General features: G+C 35.8%; 15 protein-coding genes. 5 read left to right on the forward strand and 10 right to left on the reverse strand.

Annotated elements, in window-relative coordinates; all coding sequences use genetic code 11:
- Positions 1 to 7 precede the first annotated feature (7 nt).
- Entirely contained in the window at positions 8 to 523 is a 516-nt protein-coding gene (locus tag RRU92_RS07955; protein ID WP_315639265.1) for a transcription repressor NadR, read from the forward strand.
- On the opposite strand, the gene RRU92_RS07960 is transcribed toward RRU92_RS07955, so the two are convergent.
- The 4 genes from RRU92_RS07960 to uvrB form a co-directional block, all read right to left on the reverse strand.
- Entirely contained in the window at positions 520 to 987 is a 468-nt protein-coding gene (locus tag RRU92_RS07960; RefSeq protein ID WP_315639266.1) for an 8-oxo-dGTP diphosphatase, read from the reverse strand. The two genes, RRU92_RS07955 and RRU92_RS07960, sit on opposite strands and share 4 nt — an antisense overlap.
- A gap of 19 nt (positions 988 to 1006) precedes the next feature.
- Positions 1007 to 1441, reverse strand: a complete 435-nt coding sequence (locus RRU92_RS07965; protein WP_315639267.1) for a hypothetical protein — start codon at positions 1439 to 1441, stop codon at positions 1007 to 1009.
- Between the two features lie 154 nt (positions 1442 to 1595).
- The gene (locus RRU92_RS07970) at positions 1596 to 3629 is read right to left on the reverse strand and encodes a hypothetical protein (RefSeq protein ID WP_315639268.1); all 2034 of its coding nucleotides are present in this window, start codon (positions 3627 to 3629) and stop codon (positions 1596 to 1598) included.
- A 32-nt stretch (positions 3630 to 3661) separates the two neighbouring features.
- Positions 3662 to 5650, reverse strand: coding sequence for an excinuclease ABC subunit UvrB (gene uvrB / locus RRU92_RS07975; protein WP_315639269.1), 1989 nt, complete (start codon positions 5648 to 5650; stop codon positions 3662 to 3664).
- Between the two features lie 181 nt (positions 5651 to 5831).
- On the opposite strand from uvrB, the gene RRU92_RS07980 reads away from it, so the two are divergent.
- The 4 genes from RRU92_RS07980 (at position 5832) to zwf (ending at position 12166) form a co-directional block, all read left to right on the forward strand.
- Entirely contained in the window at positions 5832 to 8006 is a 2175-nt protein-coding gene (locus RRU92_RS07980) for an ABC transporter substrate-binding protein/permease (protein WP_315639270.1), read from the forward strand.
- Positions 8006 to 8746 (forward strand): amino acid ABC transporter ATP-binding protein, encoded by a 741-nt coding sequence (locus tag RRU92_RS07985; RefSeq protein ID WP_315639271.1) that lies wholly within the window; start codon positions 8006 to 8008, stop codon positions 8744 to 8746. Before RRU92_RS07980 ends, RRU92_RS07985 begins: the two co-directional genes overlap by 1 nt.
- A 63-nt stretch (positions 8747 to 8809) precedes the next feature.
- Positions 8810 to 10158, forward strand: a protein-coding gene (locus tag RRU92_RS07990; protein WP_315639272.1) for an IS3 family transposase whose coding sequence is annotated in 2 segments (ribosomal slippage) — positions 8810 to 9260 and positions 9260 to 10158 — 1350 coding nt in all. Because the reading frame shifts where the segments join, the coding sequence is not laid out codon by codon here.
- Positions 10159 to 10678: 520 nt separating this feature from the next.
- Positions 10679 to 12166, forward strand: a complete 1488-nt coding sequence (gene zwf / locus RRU92_RS07995; protein ID WP_315639273.1) for a glucose-6-phosphate dehydrogenase — start codon at positions 10679 to 10681, stop codon at positions 12164 to 12166.
- 39 nt (positions 12167 to 12205) lie between these two features.
- Here the strand turns inward: zwf and ftsY are convergent, their stop codons facing one another.
- The 6 genes from ftsY to RRU92_RS08025 all read right to left on the reverse strand — a co-directional run bounded on the left by ftsY (position 12206) and on the right by RRU92_RS08025 (position 21236).
- The gene (gene ftsY, locus RRU92_RS08000) at positions 12206 to 13651 is read right to left on the reverse strand and encodes a signal recognition particle-docking protein FtsY (RefSeq protein ID WP_315639276.1); all 1446 of its coding nucleotides are present in this window, start codon (positions 13649 to 13651) and stop codon (positions 12206 to 12208) included.
- Positions 13652 to 13654: 3 nt separating this feature from the next.
- A complete protein-coding gene (locus RRU92_RS08005; protein WP_315639277.1) occupies positions 13655 to 14473 on the reverse strand; it encodes a Cof-type HAD-IIB family hydrolase in 819 nt (272 codons plus the stop codon).
- On the reverse strand, positions 14473 to 15264 hold the full coding sequence (locus tag RRU92_RS08010; RefSeq protein ID WP_315639278.1) for an HAD family hydrolase: 792 nt from the start codon (positions 15262 to 15264) through the stop codon (positions 14473 to 14475). The genes RRU92_RS08005 and RRU92_RS08010 overlap by 1 nt, the downstream gene beginning before the upstream one ends.
- A 372-nt stretch (positions 15265 to 15636) precedes the next feature.
- On the reverse strand, positions 15637 to 16038 hold the full coding sequence (locus tag RRU92_RS08015; protein WP_315639279.1) for an aldo/keto reductase: 402 nt from the start codon (positions 16036 to 16038) through the stop codon (positions 15637 to 15639).
- A 187-nt stretch (positions 16039 to 16225) separates the two neighbouring features.
- The gene (locus RRU92_RS08020; protein ID WP_315639280.1) at positions 16226 to 20311 is read right to left on the reverse strand and encodes a DEAD/DEAH box helicase family protein; all 4086 of its coding nucleotides are present in this window, start codon (positions 20309 to 20311) and stop codon (positions 16226 to 16228) included.
- Complete coding sequence (locus RRU92_RS08025; RefSeq protein ID WP_303405098.1) at positions 20298 to 21236, reverse strand: restriction endonuclease subunit M; 939 nt, start codon at positions 21234 to 21236, stop codon at positions 20298 to 20300. Before RRU92_RS08025 ends, RRU92_RS08020 begins: the two co-directional genes overlap by 14 nt.
- Positions 21237 to 21257 lie beyond the last annotated feature (21 nt).

Consider the following 21257-nt stretch of genomic DNA (forward strand, 5'->3'; position numbering starts at 1 on the left):
GAAGAATATGACAAAAAATCGAAAAGAAGCCCTTCTACAACTCTTAGAAAAAGCTCAAAAACCTCTAAACGGAAAAAGCTTAGCAGAACATTTTCATGTCACTCGCCAGATTATCGTTCAGGACATTGCAGTCCTGCGTGCTGATGGTGCTCCGATCTTATCAACCAATCGTGGCTATATTTATAAAGAAAGCAAGACCAATCCGTATGTTCACAAACTGTTTAAAGTAAAGCACGAGATGGAAGAAATCGGGCAAGAACTTCTAGCTATCGTCGATAATGGCGGACGTGTCCAGAATACCTTGATTGATCATCCTGTCTACGGAGAAATTGAAACCTTGCTCAAACTCTCTTGTCGCCGTGACGTTCAGCATTTTTTAGAGCAAGTCGAACGGTCTGACTTTAGACCACTTTCTGAATTAACAGATGGCGTCCATTATCACCTAGTCGAAGCTGAAAACGAACAAGACCTCCTCTATATCGAAAAGGCCTTGGACAAGTTAGGTTATTTGGTAAAGGATTAGAAGATTTTCTTTTCCCAATCGTCTTCTGTACGGCGAGGGTAGAAAAATTCAGACTTATCCGGATTTTCCATCATCTCCATTAAAGGTAACATATCATAGGCCAGATCCAAGTTTGGAATCTGGTCTTTTTGCACCCAAGAAACTTCTCCTTCATCTGAAGAACGAAGGGTACCAAAGAACTCAGTCGCCTTATAACAAACGACAATATAGCGGCCACCTGTATCTAGTGGCCAATTTTTAATGCCGACAAGTTGAGGATTTTGAATCGTCAGACCTGTTTCCTCGTATATTTCACGAATAACAGATTCTGCAAAGGCCTCACCATCTTCCACATGACCTCCTGGAAAAGCATAGCCAGACCAGCGGTTTGTTTCAGGCGATCGATACTGCATAACCACGCGCTGATTTTCAAGGTCTTCTATTAGACAAATATTAGTTAGAATGGTTAATTGTGCTCGAGACATAGGACTCACTTTCTAATGTTTAATTTTTTTCTACATACTTAACTTTAGACTTCATAATCAAAGGATTAACTAAGTCATGATATTCATGAATTTCATGGAGTAAGAATCCTCTGATGATTCTTATTTCATTTTTTTCCCTAATCACATAGTAGTCTAAATTGATAGGCATAGATGAATCTGGAACCGTGGAAAAAAATAAAAATATCATAAACCAGATTATGAGAGCAACGAATCCACTGAGAGCTTGAAAAATCAGATGATGCCATTGAAAGATTCTAGATTTATAAAAGATAGTCCACGGATGGATAAATAGGGTTAAACAAAGACCAAAGAACCAGAAATTCCACAAGACTGGGGTAAAAGCTAAGCCAAACAATCCTAAGATAAAATGAATCAGGGCGAATACCAGGCACAAAAGATAAATAAACCTAAATACAGTTAGATGTTTCATCATGATTGACTCCTTTTCAATATATTTTTAAAGCTTGAATGATTCATAAAATTTTATTTCCAATTTTCAAAATGTATCTTCATCGGTTTTAATTTTTTGTTTTATAATAACTAAATTAGTTAAATCATAATGTTAATCTTCATTTTAAAATTTGTTTTTAACTTTCGATTTCCATTAAATCTCTTTTTAATTTTTCTAACTCTTCTAAATTAATGTAGTACTCCGAATAAAAGAAATTTCTAATCTTTTCTTCAATCTTATAAATCTTTATATTAAACCAATTGAGATATTTGATTTTTTCTCCAGTATATACTGATATAGTAAGAAATATTATTGGAATTATCGTACTTAATATATATGTTAAAATATCAAAATTACAATTTTTACCTATATACAAAACTAATAAAACTATTAAAAACAAACCTATTGTTATTAATCCTCTTATGAACTTAATCCATCCTTTGACCCTTTTATCAGCATTATCTTTTCTAGTCTCTATATCATTAATGCTTCTCTGGATTTGCTCTATTCTCTCATTAGAAATTCTAGTAATTTCTTTCTTACTGTTCTCCACTTCTTTCTCAGCACGCTTTTTCTCTTCAACTACCTTTTGTCTATCTAATTCTCTAACCTTATTATCATGTTCCAATTTTTTTACTTTCTTTTCTAATCTCTCCTTTCCTGATTTATATATTTCTAATCCATTTGGCTTAATAATATCGTCAATGTTATTTAATTGCTCCCGATCTATATCCTCGGGTTTCATCATTTTTTTACGCAGTTCAATAATATTTTCATTCAAGTCGTCTTCTGACAACTCTCCATTTTTATAACTTTCTTTTACTTTATCATATTGTTTAGCGACTGTTTGAGTTAAAATATTAGATAATACCAATCTAGACTTCTCTAATATATTAAATGTCGAAGGCAAGTTCTCAGAACCAAATCCTTTATTTAAGTCAAACCATAAGCGATTAGTTAATGATGACATACTAATTGCGAGAGGAGCATTAAAATCTTCATTCTCTTTATTAAAATCATTAGCCATTTGTAAAATTTTTCCAACTTCAGTGATGACTAGATGCTTTGATTCTTTCAAAGATAAATTTTCAGAATTAATATCATCCTTCTTTCTTAAAATATTTGTGTAGTTTAAGTGTTTTAAGTATTTTTCCTTATTCTCAGTAGCTAAACCATACTTCTCGACAATTTCTTGACTCTCAATATTAAAATTATGATACTCTGGAGAATAATAATTTAATGAATCGGCTTCTGAAATAGAATGTCGCTTCAATATATTAGTAAATTTTGCACGTTTATTTATCACATCAGCTGGAGTTGAACAATCTCTTACAATCTCATCCATTGCAACATTTCCAATATCAACAATTTTATTACCTTTGACTATTTCTTCTGCAGTTCCGAAGAAATGGTCTATATCTTCGCTAACTTCTTTATAATACCGTATTGAAATAATTCGTTTGTTGCTTTTTTGATTCATTTCATTAATTAATTGAAACATATCATTAGCTAATTTCTGGAAGAAAATACCATTGTATCCAGCTAAATGAAATAGTATTTCTGTTTCAACATATAAATTTATATTATTTTTCCATGTTAATTTACTAATATCACTAGTATAATTAATTCCTGAAAATAAAACCGCACCTTCTTTTATTTGATTAATATTTTTAAGAAAATCACTATCGATATTGTTCTCAATAATGAACTCACTAATAATGCTTGAATAGTCCCCATTAAACGAATCATCTAACAAAAATGATGTGAATTCTCTTGTCAGCTTTTCCTCATTTATTTCTCGGTTTTTATCCTTAACATATTTTATAAGCCTTGACATCAACGCACGACTTTTTAAATCAGATTTTTCTAATTCTTGAGTAATTTCGCTATCTAAAGAGATATCCTTTCTACTAACTAAAAATTGCCCGTCTTTTTTGGATACAAATTCTATTCTTTTTATCGCCGATTGAATGACATAACTAGGGATACAGAATCCAAAATTTTCATTTAATAACAATGATATTTTTTCAACATCAAAACTATTTAATTTATTAGTCACTATTATATGTTCAATAAACTTTGATATTATGAAGTAAGTATCTTTTTTTCCATCATTGTATAATTGACGGTACATAGCATACGACGCTAATTTATTAACTTTATTAATCATTTATAATCTCCTGTTTTATGAATATTTCTTTTCTACCCCAACGCCTTTACTTCCAACATCATATCACGAATCTGAGCAGCCAATTCAAAGTCAAGCACTTCGACGGCTTCTTGCATTTGTTTTTCCAGTTTCTTGACTAGTTCTTTGCGCTCCTGTTTGTTGAGGCTATTGATATCAACTTCCTTATCCTCTTCTTTAGCCACAGTTTTTGTGACAGAGATAAGGTCACGGATTTCCTTCTTAATAGTTTGTGGGACGATGCCATGCTCTTCATTATAAGCCATCTGAATTTTACGACGACGAGCTGTTTCATCGATGGCTTTTTGCATAGACTGGGTCATAGTGTCAGCATACATAATCACATGACCTTCACTATTACGGGCTGCACGACCGATTGTTTGGATAAGACCACGTTCATTACGGAGGAAACCTTCCTTGTCAGCATCGAGAATAGCAACTAGACTCACCTCTGGAACGTCAATCCCTTCACGAAGGAGGTTAATTCCTACCAAGACATCAAAAACACCCAAACGCAGGTCACGAATAATCTCTGTCCGCTCTAAAGTCTTGATATCCGAGTGCATATACTTGACCTTGATACCCATTTCCTTGAAGTAATCAGTCAAGTCTTCTGCCATTTTCTTAGTCAAGGTAGTAATAAAGGTGCGTTCATTCTTTTCAACACGAGCATTAATTTCACCAAGCAAGTCATCAATCTGTCCCATGGTTGGGCGCACTTCCACTTCTGGGTCCAAAAGACCAGTTGGACGGATGATTTGCTCAATAACAGTGTCCGTTTGTTCCATCTCGTAATCACCAGGCGTTGCTGAAACGTAGACAATCTGGTGGACATGACTTTCAAACTCTTCACGACGGAGGGGACGGTTGTCCAAGGCAGACGGTAAACGGAAACCATAGTTAACCAACATTTCCTTACGTGAACGGTCACCATTATACATTCCTTTGATTTGCCCCATGGTCATGTGACTTTCATCAATCATAATTAGAAAATCATCAGGGAAGAAATCAAGAAGCGTATAAGGTGGTTCTCCTTCGCTTCGTCCATCCATGTGACGTGAGTAGTTTTCGACACCATTGGTATACCCCATCTCACGTAACATCTCGATATCGTACTCTGTCCGTTGTTTCAAGCGTTGCGCTTCGAGGAGCTTGCCTTCTTTTTCAAAGATAGCTAACTGCTCCTCCAACTCCGCCTGAATCTTAGCAATAGCTACTTCCATGTGGTCATCATTGGTCACAAAGTGAGTAGCTGGGAAAATAGCCAAATGATCCACTTCGCCCAGAACTTGCCCCGTAAGAGCTTCGACTTCACGAATACGATCAATCTCATCTCCGAAGAACTCAACACGGAAGGCATGCTCATCACGAGATGCTGGGAAAATTTCCACCACATCCCCACGTACACGAAATCTTCCACGCTGGAAATCAATATCATTGCGTTCAAATTGAATATCGACTAATTCATTAAGCAGTTTATCACGAGAAATTTCAAGTCCTGGGCGCAGACTTACTACACTATCAGCATATTCTTTAGGGGAACCCAAACCATAAATACAAGATACGGATGCTACAACGATGACATCGTTACGCTCCAAGAGCGCTGATGTAGCGGAGTGACGGAGTTTATCAATCTCATCGTTAACTGAACTATCTTTTTCGATATAAGTATCACTAGAGGGAACATAGGCTTCTGGCTGGTAGTAATCGTAATAGGACACGAAGTACTCGACGGCATTCTCTGGGAAAAATTCCTTGAACTCCCCATAAAGCTGGCCTGCAAGAGTTTTATTGTGGGCGATGACTAGGGTTGGTTTATTAATTTTGGAAATCACCTGGCTCATAGTATAGGTCTTTCCTGTACCAGTCGCCCCCATCAGGATTTGGGCCTTTTCTCCACCCTCAATGTTATCTACCAACTGCTCAATAGCCTGCGGTTGATCCCCAGACGGTTGGTATTTAGATACGAGTTTAAATTTGTTGTCTGTAATTCTATTGATCATAATTGCCTCATACATCTTTTCTATCCTTCTATTTTACCATAAAAAGGATCGACTTACTGATTCTCAACTTCTTGCCATTTAGCATCTTATGTCATATCTTCTCACATAAAAAACACTAAATATTTGCCAACTTTTTTATTTTCTGCTATAATGGGTAAATATTCTGAAAAGGAGACTAAACATGAAGAAAAAAATCCTTACATTTTTATTATTTTTATTTCCCTTATTCTCTTTAGGCTATGCTAATGCGGACACTATCAAGATTGTTAGTGATACAGCTTATGCACCCTTTGAGTTTAAAGATACAGACCAGACTTATAAAGGAATTGATGTCGACATTATCAATAAAGTCGCTGAGATAAAAGGATGGAATATCCAAATGTCTTATCCAGGCTTTGATGCTGCTGTCAATGCGGTCCAAGCAGGGCAAGCAGATGCAATCATGGCTGGTATGACAAAAACCAAAGAACGTGAAAACGTCTTTACCATGTCTGATACATACTATGATACAAAAGTTGTCATCGCAACGACTAAGTCTAACAAAATCACTAAGTATGAAGAACTCAGTGGTAAAACTGTTGGTGTTAAAAACGGTACTGCCGCACAACGTTTCCTAGAAAGCATCAAAGATAAATATGGTTTCACTATCAAAACCTTTGATACTGGTGATTTGATGAATAACAGTCTCAGTACAGGTGCTGTAAATGCCATCATGGATGACAAACCAGTCATCGAGTACGCTATTAACCAAGGGCAAGATCTCAGTATCAACATGGACGGAGAAGCCGTTGGAAGCTTTGCTTTTGGAGTTAAAAAGGGTAGCAAGTACGAATACCTGGTTACAGAATTTAACGAAGCTTTAGCTCAGATGAAAAAAGATGGTAGCTTGGACAAAATTATCAATAAATGGACAAATTCTTCTAAAACTAGTTCACAAATAACTTCTCTCACTTCTACTACAAGCGCAGGGCAAAAAGCTACTCCAGTCAAATCAAAATACGTTATCGCAAGTGATTCTTCATTTGCACCATTCGTTTTCCAAAACTCAAGCAACCAGTACACTGGTATTGATATGGACTTGATCAAGGCTATTGCCGAAGACCAAGGTTTTGAAATTGAAATCACTAACCCAGGTTTTGACGCTGCTATTAACGCGGTCCAATCTGGTCAAGCCGATGGTATGATTGCTGGTATGTCTGTTACAGACGCTCGTAAAGAAACCTTTGATTTCTCTGATTCTTACTATACAGCTAATACTATTCTTGGAGTTAAGGAATCAAGTACTATTTCATCTTATGAAGATTTGAATGGTAAAACCGTTGGTGTAAAAAACGGTACTGCTTCTCAAACCTTCCTAACTGAAAATCAAAGCAAATATGGTTATAAAATTAAAACCTTTGCAGACGGTTCATCTATGTATGACAGCTTGAACACAGGTTCAATTGACGCCGTGATGGATGACGAACCAGTTCTTAAATACTCTATTAGCCAAGGACAAAAATTAAAAACACCAATCGAAGGTACTCCAATCGGTGAAACTGCTTTTGCAGTTAAAAAGGGAAGCAATCCTGAATTGATTGAAATGTTCAACAATGGTCTTGCAAATCTTAAAGCAAGTGGTGAATTCCAAAAGATTCTTGATAAATACCTTGCAACTGATTCAACAAGTGAATCATCAACTGTTGACGAAACTACTATCTTGGGCTTGTTGAAAAACAACTACAAACAACTCCTAAGTGGACTTGGAATTACCCTTTCTCTAGCTTTGATTTCCTTTGCAATTGCGATTGTTATCGGGATTATCTTTGGTATGTTTAGCGTTAGTCCTTATAAATCACTTCGTCTTATTTCAGAAATCTTTGTCGATGTGATTCGTGGTATTCCATTGATGATTCTTGCTGCCTTTATCTTCTGGGGAGTTCCTAACTTTATTGAATCTCTTACAGGCCAACAGAGTCCAATCAATGACTTTGTCGCTGGTACAATCGCCCTCTCGCTAAACTCAGCTGCCTACATCGCTGAAATTGTTCGCGGTGGTATTAAGGCTGTTCCTATCGGACAAATGGAAGCTAGTCGAAGCCTTGGTATCTCTTACAGTAAAACCATGCGTAAGATTGTCTTGCCACAAGCAACCAAACTCATGCTTCCAAACTTCGTCAACCAATTTGTCATCGCTTTGAAAGATACAACTATCGTATCTGCAATCGGTTTGGTCGAACTCTTCCAGACTGGTAAGATTATCATTGCTCGTAACTACCAAAGTTTCAAAATGTATGCAATTCTCGCAGTCTTCTATCTTGTGATTATCACTCTTCTTACTAGACTTGCAAAACGCTTAGAAAAGAGGATTCAATAATGTCTAAATTAAAAATCGATGTCGATAATTTACATAAGCAATATGGTAAAAACAAAGTCCTTAAAGGAATCTCAGCAAAATTCTATGAAGGAGATGTTGTTTGTATCATTGGACCTTCTGGTTCAGGTAAATCAACTTTCTTGCGTAGCTTGAATCTCCTTGAGGAAGGTACAAAAGGTCACATCACAGTTAATGGCTATGATTTGACGGATAAAGCAACCAACGTGGACCACGTTCGTGAAAATATCGGAATGGTGTTCCAGCACTTCAATCTTTTCCCTCACATGACGGTATTGGAAAATATCACTTTCGCACCAGTAGAGCATAAGTTAATGACTAAGGCCGAAGCTGAAAAATTGGGAATGGAACTCCTTGAAAAAGTTGGATTGGCTGATAAGGCTAATGCAAATCCTGAAAGCCTATCAGGTGGTCAAAAACAGCGTGTGGCTATCGCTCGCGGTCTAGCCATGAACCCTGATATCATGCTCTTTGACGAACCAACTTCTGCCCTTGACCCTGAGATGGTCGGTGACGTTCTTAACGTTATGAAGGAATTGGCTGAACAAGGCATGACCATGATCATCGTAACCCACGAAATGGGATTTGCCCGCAAGGTTGCCAATCGTGTTATCTTTACTGCAGATGGTGAATTCCTTGAGGACGGTACACCTGACCAAATCTTTGATAACCCACAACATCCTCGTCTTAAAGAATTTTTAGACAAGGTTCTAAACGCCTAGAAGAAGTTTGAACTGCACCCCAAAAGTTAGACATAAAAATCTAACTTTTGGGGTATTTTTATTATGAAATTAACTTATGATGATAAAGTTCAGATCTATGAACTTAGAAAACAAGGATATAGCATAGAGAAGCTTTCAAATAAATTTGGGATCAACAATTCTAATATTAGGTACATGATTAAATTGATTGATCGTTACGGAATAGAGTTCGTCAAAAAAGGAAAAAATCGTTACTATTCTCCTGATTTAAAGCAAGAAATGATTCATAAAGTCTTACATGAAGGCTGGACTAAAGATAGAGTTTCTCTTGAATACGGCCTCCCAAGTCGTACGATACTTCTTAATTGGCTAGCACAATACAAGAAAAACGGGTATACTATTGTTGAGAAAACAAGAGGGAGACCAACTAAAATGGGACGTAAGCTAAAAACGAGACCTGAAGAGAGGACAGAATTAGAACGTCTTCAAGCAGAAAATGAGTACCTGAGAGCGGAGAATGCCATCCTAAAAAAGTTGAGAGAACTCCGATTGAAGGAGGAAAAAGAGAAAGAAGAAAGACAGAAATTGTTCAAGAATTAATGACTGAGTTTTCGTTAGATATTCTTCTAAAAGCCATTAAACTAGCTCGTTCGACCTACTACTATCACTTGAAACAGCTAGACAAACCAGATAAGGACCAAGAGCTTAAAGCTGAAATTCAATCCATTTTTATCGAACATAAGGGAAATTATGGTTATCGTCGGATTCATTTAGAACTAAGAAATCGTGGTTATCTGGTAAATCATAAAAGAGTTCAACGCTTGATGAAAGTACTCAATTTACAAGCTAAAATGCGACAGAAACGAAAATATTCTTCTCATAAAGGAGACGTTGGTAAGAAAGCAGATAACCTTATTCAACGCCAATTTGAAGCCGCCAAACCAATGGAAAAGTGCTACACAGATGTGACAGAATTTGCCATTCCAGCAAGCAGTCAAAAACTCTACTTATCACCAGTTTTAGATGGCTTTAATAGCGAAATTATCGCCTATAATCTTTCAACTTCACCAAACTTAGAACAAGTGGAAGCTATGTTAAACCAGGCCTTCACAGAGAAGTACTATGAGAATACGATTCTCCATAGTGACCAAGGATGGCAATACCAACACGATTTTTATCATCATTTTTTAAAGAATAAGGGAATCCAACCATCTATGTCACGTAAGGGGAATAGCCCAGATAACGGTATGATGGAATCTTTCTTTGGCATTCTTAAGACTGAAATGTTTTATGGTTATGAGAATACGTTTCAGTCACTTGAGCACTTGGAACAAGCTATTGTAGACTATATTGATTACTACAACAACAAACGAATTAAGGTAAAACTAAAAGGACTTAGTCCTGTACAATACAGAACTAAATCCTTTGCTTAAATTAATTGTCTAACTTTTTGGGATCAGTACAGTTAGGCAAAAAGTCTTTATAATCAAAAAAACGCATTGTATCAGGTATAAAAAACTTGATATTATGCGTTTTATTGTGGGAGAATTTACTTCGGTTTCTCCTAATACTCAATGAAAATCAAAGAGCAAACTAGGAAGCTAGCCGCAGGTTGCTCAAAGCACTGCTTTGAGGTTGTAGATAGAACTGATGAAGTCAGCTCAAAACACTGTTTTGAGGTTGTAGATGGAACTGATGAAGTCAGCTCAAAACACTGTTTTGAGGTTGTAAATAGAACTGACGAAGTCAGTAACATATATACGATAAGGCGACGCTGACGTGGTTTGAAGAGAATTTCGAAGAGTATGAAATTAAGTTTATGCCCAGACTCTTAATATAGACGTATTGGATTTTTGGATTTTTTAGAAAATTATGATAAAATAAAGGATATGAAAAATGGGGACTCCTCATGCCTAGTTTAACTAGGAAACAAAATAGAAATTAGGTAGCTAGATGTCATCAAAAGTTATTGTTACAATTTTCGGTGCAAGTGGGGATTTGGCCAAACGTAAGCTCTACCCTTCACTTTTTAGACTTTATAAATCAGGTAATCTTTCTGATCATTTTGCTGTTATTGGAACTGCTCGTAGACCTTGGAGTAAGGAGTATTTCGAATCTGTCGTTGTCGAATCTATTTTAGACTTGGCAGATAGTGTGGAAGAAGCTCAAGCATTTGCGAGTCATTTTTACTATCAAAGCCACGATGTTAATGACACTGAGCACTATATCGAATTACGCAAGCTTCAAGCTGAATTAAACGAAAAATATCAGACTGAGCACAACAAACTCTTCTTCCTCTCAATGGCACCTCAGTTCTTTGGTACCATCGCCAAACACCTCAAATCAGAGCAAATTGTTGATGGTAAAGGCTTTGAACGTTTGATCGTTGAGAAACCTTTTGGAACAGACTATGAGACTGCAAGCAAACTAAACGAAGAACTCCTAGCTACTTTTAACGAAGAGCAAATCTATCGTATCGACCACTATCTCGGTAAAGAAATGATTCAAAGTATTTTTGCCATTCGATTTGCAAATATGATTTTTGAAAATGTTTGGAATCGTGAGCACATCGATAACGTACAGATTACCTTTGCAGAGCGTCTAGGTGTTGAAGAACGTGGTGGCTACTATGATGAGTCTGGTGCCCTTCGAGACATGGTTCAAAACCATACCCTCCAGCTCCTATCACTCCTTGCTATGGACAAACCTGCAAGCTTTACAAAGGATGATATTCGAGCTGAAAAAATCAAGGTATTTAAGAACCTCTACCACCCTACAGATGAGGAACTTAAAGAACAATTCATCCGTGGTCAATATCGTTCTGGTAAAGTTGATGGCATGAAATACATCTCTTACCGTAGTGAACCAAATGTTAACCCTGAATCTATGACAGAAACCTTTGCTTCAGGTGCCTTCTTTGTAAATACTGATCGCTTCCGTGATGTACCTTTCTTCTTCCGTACAGGGAAACGCCTAACAGAAAAAGGAACACATGTGAACATTGTTTTCAAGCAAATGGATTCCATTTTCGGAGAACCACTAGCACCGAATGTGCTTACTATCTACATCCAACCAACTGAAGGATTCTCTCTCAGTCTTAACGGTAAAAAGGTCGGGGAAGAGTTTAGCCTTGCGCCAAATTCTCTTGACTATCGAACAGATGCAACTGCAACAGGTGCTTCGCCAGACCCATATGAAAAACTCATCTATGATGTTTTGAACAATAATTCAACTAACTTTAGCCATTGGGATGAAGTGAGTGCCTCATGGAAATTGATTGACCGTATTGAAAAGCTTTGGGCTGAAAACGGTGCTCCACTCCATGACTACAAGGCTGGTAGCATGGGACCTCAAGCTAGCTTTGAACTCCTTGAAAAATACGGTGCTGAGTGGACTTGGCAACCAGATATCGCCTATCGTAAAGATGGTAGACTAGAATAATCAAAAACAATCCTGCAAGAATTCTTGCAGGATTTTCTTTTATATCAAACCTTCTAGAAGGCCCTTCATAAAGTTTTCAGAGTTAAACTCACCGATATCATCGATTTTTTCACCAAATCCAATCAACTTAACAGGAATATTGAGTTCTTCACGGATAGCCAGAACGACACCACCTCGGGCAGTTCCATCAATTTTGGTTAAGACAATTCCTGTAACAGGAGTAATTTTTGAAAACTCTTTGGCTTGTACAAGAGCATTTTGACCTGTTGAGGCATCCAGAGCTAGGAAGGTTTCATGCGGAGCTTCTGGCACAACACGTTTAATGATACGACCAATTTTTTCCAACTCTGCCATCAAGTTTTCCTTATTTTGTAAACGGCCAGCTGTATCAATCATGAGAATATCAACACCTTCAGCCACCGCACGTTCCATCCCATCAAAAACCACACTCGCTGGATCTGCTTTTTCAGGTCCAGTAACCACAGGAACATCTACACGACGACCCCATTCTGCTAGCTGAGCTACCGCACCAGCACGGAAGGTATCTGCAGCAACAAGCATAACCTTTTTACCAGCTTGTTTGTATCGATTAGCTAATTTACCAATTGAAGTTGTTTTCCCGACACCATTAACACCTACAAAGAGCATGACTGTCAAACCATCTTGGAAGTTAATGCTTTCATTGTACTGTCCATCTTTTTCGTAAAGCTCTACCAATTTTTCGATGATCACACGACGGAGGACATCTGGTTTCTTGGCATTTTCAAGTTTTGCTTCATAGCGCAATTCTTCAGTGAGATTTGAAGCTACCTGTACACCAACGTCACTCATGATTAAGAGTTCTTCAAGTTCTTCGAAGAATTCTTCATCAACAGAGCGGAAGTTAGCAAAGAAAGCATTCAAACGAGCTCCAAAGCCCGTACGAGTTTTCTTGAGACTGCGGTCATATTTTTCCTGTACAGTCTCTTGAACTTGAGGAATTTCTTCGATTACTAGATCTTCTTCCACTTTTTCAGAAGTGTCTGCTTCCGTTTCGTCTGATTGAGCTTGATTAGCTTCTTCATCGTCGCTATCACTTGAAGGTACTTCTTCGACTGGTGACTCAAGTTCTTCTGCTACAAACTCTGCTACCTCTTGAGCTCTTTCTTCAACTTCTGTTGACTCTGACTCTTCCTGACAACAATGACACTCAGTTTCCTCTTCAAACTGAGTCTCTTCTTCCTGAGGGGTGGTTTCTGCTTCAACTGTTTCTAGAGTAGTTTCTGCTACTGGTTCTTCCGACTCACTAGCTTCTTTAGAATAAGTTTCCTCAAATTCTGAACTTTGGTCGGTTTCTTCAGTATTCTTCACTTCAACTTCTTCAGTTCCAAGTGCTTCAACTTCCTCGCTAGGTTCTGTCAGATCCAAGTTTTCCAAAGCTTCTTTAACAACTTCTTCGATTTTTGGTTCTTCTTTTCTACCAAATAAACGGTCAAATAATCCCATGCTTTAGTTCTCCTTCAGTACATATTTTTCAATGGCCCAGGCAACAGCTTCCTCGTCATTGGTCATAGGGGTTACTACATTTGCAACTTCCTTGACCTCAGGCACAGCATTTTGCATGGCAACGCCGAGTCCTGCCCATTCTATCATAGAAAGGTCATTGGCCTCATCTCCACAAGCCATCACCTGACTTTGGTCAATTCCTAGGTGGTCGATTAATTTAGCTAATCCAGTAGCCTTATGAACGTTCTTTGGCGACCATTCCAAAAGCATGTCGCGAGATTTAAAAATTTCGTAGTTGTTAAACAAGCCTGGTGAAATATTAGCAATTGCTGCATCCAAAGGTTCTTGAGGAAAGGCAGTCACACATTTATTGTATGTTACTTGACTAGACAAATCTTCAAAAGCAGTTGGAACAAAAGTTAGAGCCGGGTTAAACTGAGCATATAAACTTTCTTGGTCAGACTGAATCTGATAAACTGTTCCTTCTGAAATTGCATCTAAGGGAATATTTAGTTTTTCAGTTTCTTCATAAATACGTGTCACATCATCAATGGAGAATACTGTCTTATCGAGGATTTCACCTGTATTTTTTTGAACCAATCCACCATTAAAGGTGATAGTATACTCATCATCATGACCATCTGTATCAAGTTCTTTAAGGAAGAAATCCATGGCCTTGAGAGGACGTCCAGTTGTTAGGACTACCTTGACCCCTTGTTCACGCGCAGCCTTTAAAGTTGCCTTGGTACGATCAGTTAATTTCTTGTCTGTCGTCAGCAAGGTTCCATCTAAGTCTAGGGCAATTAATTTAATATCTGCCATTATAACCCCTCCATATAAGCGATAACTGATTGGTCTTTATGGTGACCGATAACTGTTTCGGCAAGTTCCAAAATCTCTGGGCGAGCATTTTCAGGTGCGACTGGGTGCCCTACAACTTGCATCATGTGAAGGTCATTGAGATTGTCACCGAAGGCCATCACTTGATCCATATTCAGATTTAACTTCTTAGCTAATTCGACAATCGCAACTCCCTTGTCCACATAATCAAGAACAATATCAATGGATTCAAAACCTGTCGTCATTGCCTTAACACCAGGAACATGTTCATTGACCCAAGCTTCGCCAGCTTCTACTGTCTCTTCTGTAAAGTTAGTTGTGAATTTGAAAATCTCATCGGTAATATCTTCTAGACTAGCTACTTTTTGAATATTCTCATTGTAATGATGACTAAACATGAGATAGGTTTCATCAACCGTATCTAGAACATAGCATGCTTTTTTACCTGTCAAGAGCATCTTCTTTTCATCAAAATAAGGTGAAGTCTTTAGCTTTTCAAAAGTTGATAGGTAAAAATCTCTAGGCATGGTCGCTTCATAGAGGTCTTGTCCATGAAAACGAACGAGACTCCCATTTTCGGCGATAAAAATAATCTCATCTTTGACATCCGTAAAATGTTTCTCTAAGGACAAAAGACCACGTCCTGATGCTACAGCAAAATAGATTCCTCTCTCTTTGTAGGATGAGAGAAGAGCTTTTAAGCGCTCCATATCAAATTGGCCAGCTTCATCCAAAAAAGTCCCGTCCATATCTGTGGCAATGAGTTTTATCATACAATTATCTCCTTTTTTTGAATTAGGGGTGTGCAAAGGGCATTTAGGGTGTGCAACGGAACAATTCGATTGGATGATAAATCATCTCAATCTCATACGCTTGCCACTATTTAGTGGTCAAGCTAGTTCCCTTACTAACTTCACTGCTAGAACTTTCGCCTATAACAATTTCGTGTCGCATTTTTAACGATTTAGGCAATCCCCATCATTTCTCATCTCTGTTAATCCTTTATATTATATCATAAAATGAATGTCTCATTCCATTCATAAAAACAGTCAGATCATATTTCTATGACCTGACCATTTTTGAAGTGGACTTCTATTTTTGTAAATTTACAAAATAACATTGCTTACATTTGTTATGTAGTTTTACTATTCTAAATTTAGTTTGTATTTTGCCATTTGGCGAATACGTTCTGGAGAAGCGTGGTCTACAAACTGACTTTCTTTTAGATCTAGCGCTGCAATTTCTTCTTTATCTGTTAAGTCTAAAGTAAAATCAAATACATTTAAGTTTTCTTTCATACGTTCTTGTTTTGTAGTTTTCGCTAACACGACAATATTTTGTTCTACAAAGTAACGTATAATGACTTGTGCAACTGACTTATTATGTTTTTTAGCTATTTTCTCTAATACTGGATTCGAAAAGATATTGTTTCTACCTTCTGCAAAGGGTGCCCACGCCTCTAACGTAACATTTTCTTCTTTTAGTATCACAACTTTTTCTTTTTGTTGATGGAATGGATTTAGTTCAATCTGATTTACAGCTGGCATTTCGCCTGTAAAAACTCCTAACTTCCACCATAGCGGAACTTAATCTGAAACGCTTTCAGATGAGGAGATTTTGTGCACTCTTTTTTCGATTCATTTTGGCTACAAAAGCGATGAAATCAAGCATTAGTAAAACCAGTGGAACTTAGTTTGGGAATTTAGCTCATTATTTTTAGTCATCTATTTTCACCTACATATCCTTAATTGAAGATTTTATATGTTCTCTTTCTTCATTTGTTAGCCCATACTTATCAAATAATTGCTCATCAATTTCAGATATTGATTTTGACCAATCTATATCGGACTGATTAGTGAAGTCTTGCATTGGTACAAATTTATATACAATTTGGTAAATATTTTGAGATGATTTTAGAATGCCAACCATAAATCTTAAAAATTTGGTTAATAAATACCTTGATAAATTAATAGCCTCTTGTTCAGTTGGAAAATCTCCAATAGGAATTAAAGAATCTGTGCAAACAGAACGATTAGAACCAATATATGGCCTTCCTAATATTGCAACTGCATCTTTCTCACCCAAAACACCGGCAGCACCGTTAGCCTTAGACATAAACACTTTATATCTGTTAGCTAGGTCTTTATTCTTTGTGATTTCTTCTTCTTTTGTGTATCTTATCCTATCATAAGAACACCTTACTGAATATGAACCATCAAAATAGGTTTCAGAAGTCTTGCTATTAACCTCCTTACCTGTAATACCAAAAGCATTTCTTCCTTTTGTAATCGTCATCAATGTATTAAAATCTTTATGATTTCTGACTTTATTTAATATGGATACCATAGAATTCATAGATATTATTTGTTCCATGTCTTCTTCAAACAATGGTCTAAATGCACTATTTTCTTCTTTATCATGTATAAATTCAGTATTGCCAGTATATTGTTTTTCAAATAAAAAATAATTTACTGATCCTAACTCTGTTCCTTCAAAAACCGATGCACCATTAACCATCGTTTTTATTTTTTTAAAGTGATTGTTTCTCTTTACATATTCTCTTAGCTTAGGGAAGGAATTATCTTGTGCATCTGCAGTGAACCATTTTGATGGAGTTATTAATGTTGCATATGCATCTGTAACATCCATTGCTAGTTTTATATAGTTTGGGAAAAGTTGTTTTCCTAGTGATTTATTTCCTTTAGATTTACTAATAATTTCTTGATATGGTGGATTCCCAACTATTGCGCCAAATTTCACTTTCTTATCACCTACCTCTATCTCATCATTTAAAGTAATTTCACTAAAATTTTTATCTTGTTTAAGCAAGTTATTAATTTTTGTGTTGTCTACTTCTCCATTTCCATTTCTCACATCAATCAAATCATACGCATTAAACTCGCTTGATATATTACTCACATTCAAATTCAATATTTCATAGAACCTTCTTGTAAATTCATATGCTATAGATGATGTTGGAATTGAATAAATTATATCTTTTATATCTTTATGAGCATATCCAAGTTCAGCTGTTAATCTTTTATAAAGAGCTACAGCGTATTCTCCTGATTTACTTGCAATATCCAGTAATTTATCCTGCTTATCTACCATTTCTCTTAAGCCTTCTTCTGGTAGTAATACAACCATCTCATCACATACTCTTGATGGTGTTATGACCTCAGATTCTGACATCCTATTGAATTTTTTAATTGAAGTCATCGCCCTGTCAAGAGGAGTAAGTCTTTCATCTGATGCAAGCATAGATATATTTTGAATTTTATAATCCAAACTACTTCTCTTAAACGGATCCATCATATCGCTAATCTTTTGCAGAACAACTTTATCTAAATATAGGTTACTTGCAATTCTTTGGTTATCATGTCTTTCCAATGTATTTAAAATATCATCTAAAGAAGATACCTTATCTTTTGTTAAGAAAGAATAGAAAAGTAATCTTTGATAATACGTCTTAACTTGACTTTCTAGTTTTTTAACCTCATCATCTGTTTTTGTTTCAGTATAATCTTCAGTTGGTGTATCTTTTTTATCACCACTATCTTTTTTATCACCACTATCTTTTTTATCATCTTTTGGCTCTTCTATATCCAAGTCTTCACCATCACCTTGATTTGGATCTATGGTTAATCCTTGCTTTGAATTAAACTCGGCTTGAGCTTCTATAACCTTTCGTATATCAACATCATTTAAAAGAGCTAAATCAACAGGTATATCCACTACCTCATCTGAAATACTTCTTTGATTATTGTATTCACTTACTGCCTCTAAAATATTCGTAGCATCTACTTGTTTTATTTTATTATGATTCATCATAATAATCGGAGAAATACGAATCTCCTCCACAATTCTTTCTTTCAGCTTACTGTTTCCATTTTCTTCTGTATTTACATTGTAAATAAGAGATTTTTGTTCCTGCATTCTAAATAGACGATTCGGATCAAAATCAACTAACAGTGTCTGGGGCTTTAAGTTTTCCTTGATAAATCCATTTTCACTCGACAATGTTCTAATATACTGATTTTGTAATCTGAAAATAGATTGATCATATTCTTGTGGGGAAGCTGTATCTTTAAAATAAAGCATAGTATCCCATTGTTCTACAGTTGAACCCGTTAACATTCTATTCACAGTTAATGTTAATGTTTTTTGATTGTTTTCTTCGCACTCTTTAATCTTTCTTTTAATATCGTCGGGCTTACTATATTCTCTTCTTGCCTCAACACCTGAAATATTTATTATTTCATATTCACATAAGTTCTTAAATGTATCTTTATTTGTATTAATAAGCTCTTCCATCGCATCGCAAGAAGCACAGTATGGCAAAACCATAACCATGTGTCTACACATCTTACCTTCTTTGATTTTGTCATAATCTAAAAACCCTAATAACTCTTCGTCTTCTTTACTTCCATCAATGACCTTAAGCAAATCAAAAATTTCAGAGTCGTTTTTAAACTTCTTATGTCCTTGATTACTCGCATCTTTTTTAATAGAAATCGGTTCAAATAATTTTGAAAAAGCAAAGCTAACACCACTTTTCCTCAAAGCTTCCATTTTTTTACGAGAAGATTTGTTAGGATTAAAGGCAAAACGAACCATTTGAGGAAATCCATAATATGGATTGTCCCATTCATTTACATCATCATTATTAAGATGTTTCCTATCCCATTCTTCCTGCTCTTTCACAATATCTGAAAATTGAACAAAAGAAATAATATCCTCTTTTTCAAATTCACTTCCCATCAAAATGCGATAAGGTGTTCCTGATAAATGCAGTCTTATTTTTGCATTTATTTTCTTAATTTCAATATCCGCCTCACCAACATCTATATTTTCATCTTCAAGTTTACTGATATTCTCTTCATCAGTCTTATCATAACCAGCATTCTTTAGAATCTTTCCATAAGATGCTGCTCTTGCCCCAAAATGTGTTTCGTCCACAATGAGAAGGTCTATTTGTTCCGCAAAAAGCTCCTTATGTTTATCCTTAATGTTATCCCCTTGAAGATCTTGAAGCGTGAGAAATATAACGACTTTCTTTCCTTCGGAATGCTTCTCAGATATTACATTTTCATTAGCCAACAAATCAGATGATTCTATAAAAACATACTCTGAAAAGTTTCCTGCACTTTCAACGGTTTTCTTCCATTCATCCTTAACATCTGCTTTAGCTGACACTACTAAGACAGTTTGAGCTTTCATTTCTAAAGCACAACAAAGTGAAGTAAACGATTTTCCAAAACGCATAACGGCATACATTAGTATATTTCTACGTCCATTTCTCACAGCCTGTATAAAACTATTTACAGCAGCTTCTTGATTTGGTCTTAAGTCCCAATCTCCACCCCTCTCATAATGATATGTCTGAGGTAGTCTATTTTTAGAACTATAATATTCATACTTGCTTGAGTTAGCTTGATAATTTTCCTTTATATCTTCAATAGCATTATCAATATCTGTTATTTTAGTATCTTTAAAAAATTCTCTACTATAATAAATGCCATCTTCTAAATCATACGGCTTTAATCTTTGTTTATTTAAATCATTTTCAAGATATTGGTGAATGGAATAATCTCTATAATAAGTTTCTTCATCAATTGTGGCTTTATTCTCATATTGTTTTTCAAGATCTGGGAAAAATTCTCTCCATTCGTTTAATCTTTTTGATACTGGTCTGTATGTATCGCCAACCTTTAAATAATTTGGTACTGTATTTGTCGTAAATGCATAGATATGGGGCTCTACACGACCAATAATAATCTTATCTAGTATATCTATAGCTTCTATCTTATTTTCTTTCATTTGCATCATCCTCTTTATTTAGCAAGTCTTTAAAAGTGATATTTTTTCTTGCTCGCCAGTCTTTTATAACACAGAAAGCATTTTCTTCTTTCATCGTGAAATCAAATAGCGTCATCTGTTCATTGGGTTCGGTCGGTTTTCTATATGGTATAGTATATGTTAGACCATCCATTTGCCATAAATTCCACGAAATTATCTTTGCTATCTTTAAAAGTTCTTTCTCTTCTGGTTCCCTTTTAAGTTTTTCTTGCATATAGTCACAATACGAAACGAGTAAATTTTCTCTCGCTATAAGTAAGCTATCTCCTTGGAATTCAAATCCGTAAACGCTTTGAAATGCTCTTTCTGACCATTTAAGCCATTCATCTTCACTAGTAGTATTTTCATTTACTACTCTCATTTTCCTATCTAAAAAACCAATTCGTTTATACAAATCTATAGGGTTACCCGTTACAGTATCATATCTACTCACTAAATAAGGTGCTTCTCCGCAAGTAATTTCCAACCTTCTTTCATCAACATATTTTTTCCATGTTCTTCCTTTAGGAAATTCTATTTTTTTAGTAGTAGATTCCCAAGTCCTTTCTTTTTCAATATTGAAAACTTCCTCTCTTTCAAACCATGCCTTATCAACTAAATTATTTTGAGCATTACATATCCAACTAGGTGTAAATACCTCTGCTTTTTTCTTTGTTCTATCCCCTTGACTTTCCTTAGTCTTTAGTATCCTAGGTTGAATAACATTTAAATTATCACCAGTAATAAGGCTAAAATGAATAGGATAGTGAGAACAGTACTCTTTACCTAATATCTCATAATCATCTGTTCCCCAGATTATATTTCTATTCGTTGTTCTATCTACAAGAAGAATTTCTAAAATTTTCTTGCTCCATTTTCCTTCGTCTATATCAATAGTAAATGCCATTTAAAATTTTCTCCTTAGATA

It is taken from the genome of Streptococcus sp. DTU_2020_1001019_1_SI_AUS_MUR_006 (assembly GCF_032340315.1).
Taxonomy (GTDB): domain Bacteria; phylum Bacillota; class Bacilli; order Lactobacillales; family Streptococcaceae; genus Streptococcus.

Bases quoted from the DNA above. Each gene is read 5' to 3' on its own strand.
- RRU92_RS07955 (WP_315639265.1), top strand. From the start codon at position 8: ATGACAAAAAATCGAAAAGAAGCCCTTCTACAACTCTTAGAAAAAGCT.
- RRU92_RS07960 (WP_315639266.1), bottom strand. From the start codon at position 987: ATGTCTCGAGCACAATTAACCATTCTAACTAATATTTGTCTAATAGAA.
- RRU92_RS07965 (WP_315639267.1), bottom strand. From the start codon at position 1,441: ATGATGAAACATCTAACTGTATTTAGGTTTATTTATCTTTTGTGCCTG.
- RRU92_RS07970 (WP_315639268.1), bottom strand. From the start codon at position 3,629: ATGATTAATAAAGTTAATAAATTAGCGTCGTATGCTATGTACCGTCAA.
- uvrB (WP_315639269.1), bottom strand. From the start codon at position 5,650: ATGATCAATAGAATTACAGACAACAAATTTAAACTCGTATCTAAATAC.
- RRU92_RS07980 (WP_315639270.1), top strand. From the start codon at position 5,832: ATGAAGAAAAAAATCCTTACATTTTTATTATTTTTATTTCCCTTATTC.
- RRU92_RS07985 (WP_315639271.1), top strand. From the start codon at position 8,006: ATGTCTAAATTAAAAATCGATGTCGATAATTTACATAAGCAATATGGT.
- zwf (WP_315639273.1), top strand. From the start codon at position 10,679: ATGTCATCAAAAGTTATTGTTACAATTTTCGGTGCAAGTGGGGATTTG.
- ftsY (WP_315639276.1), bottom strand. From the start codon at position 13,651: ATGGGATTATTTGACCGTTTATTTGGTAGAAAAGAAGAACCAAAAATC.
- RRU92_RS08005 (WP_315639277.1), bottom strand. From the start codon at position 14,473: ATGGCAGATATTAAATTAATTGCCCTAGACTTAGATGGAACCTTGCTG.
- RRU92_RS08010 (WP_315639278.1), bottom strand. From the start codon at position 15,264: ATGATAAAACTCATTGCCACAGATATGGACGGGACTTTTTTGGATGAA.
- RRU92_RS08015 (WP_315639279.1), bottom strand. From the start codon at position 16,038: ATGCCAGCTGTAAATCAGATTGAACTAAATCCATTCCATCAACAAAAA.
- RRU92_RS08020 (WP_315639280.1), bottom strand. From the start codon at position 20,311: ATGAAAGAAAATAAGATAGAAGCTATAGATATACTAGATAAGATTATT.
- RRU92_RS08025 (WP_303405098.1), bottom strand. From the start codon at position 21,236: ATGGCATTTACTATTGATATAGACGAAGGAAAATGGAGCAAGAAAATT.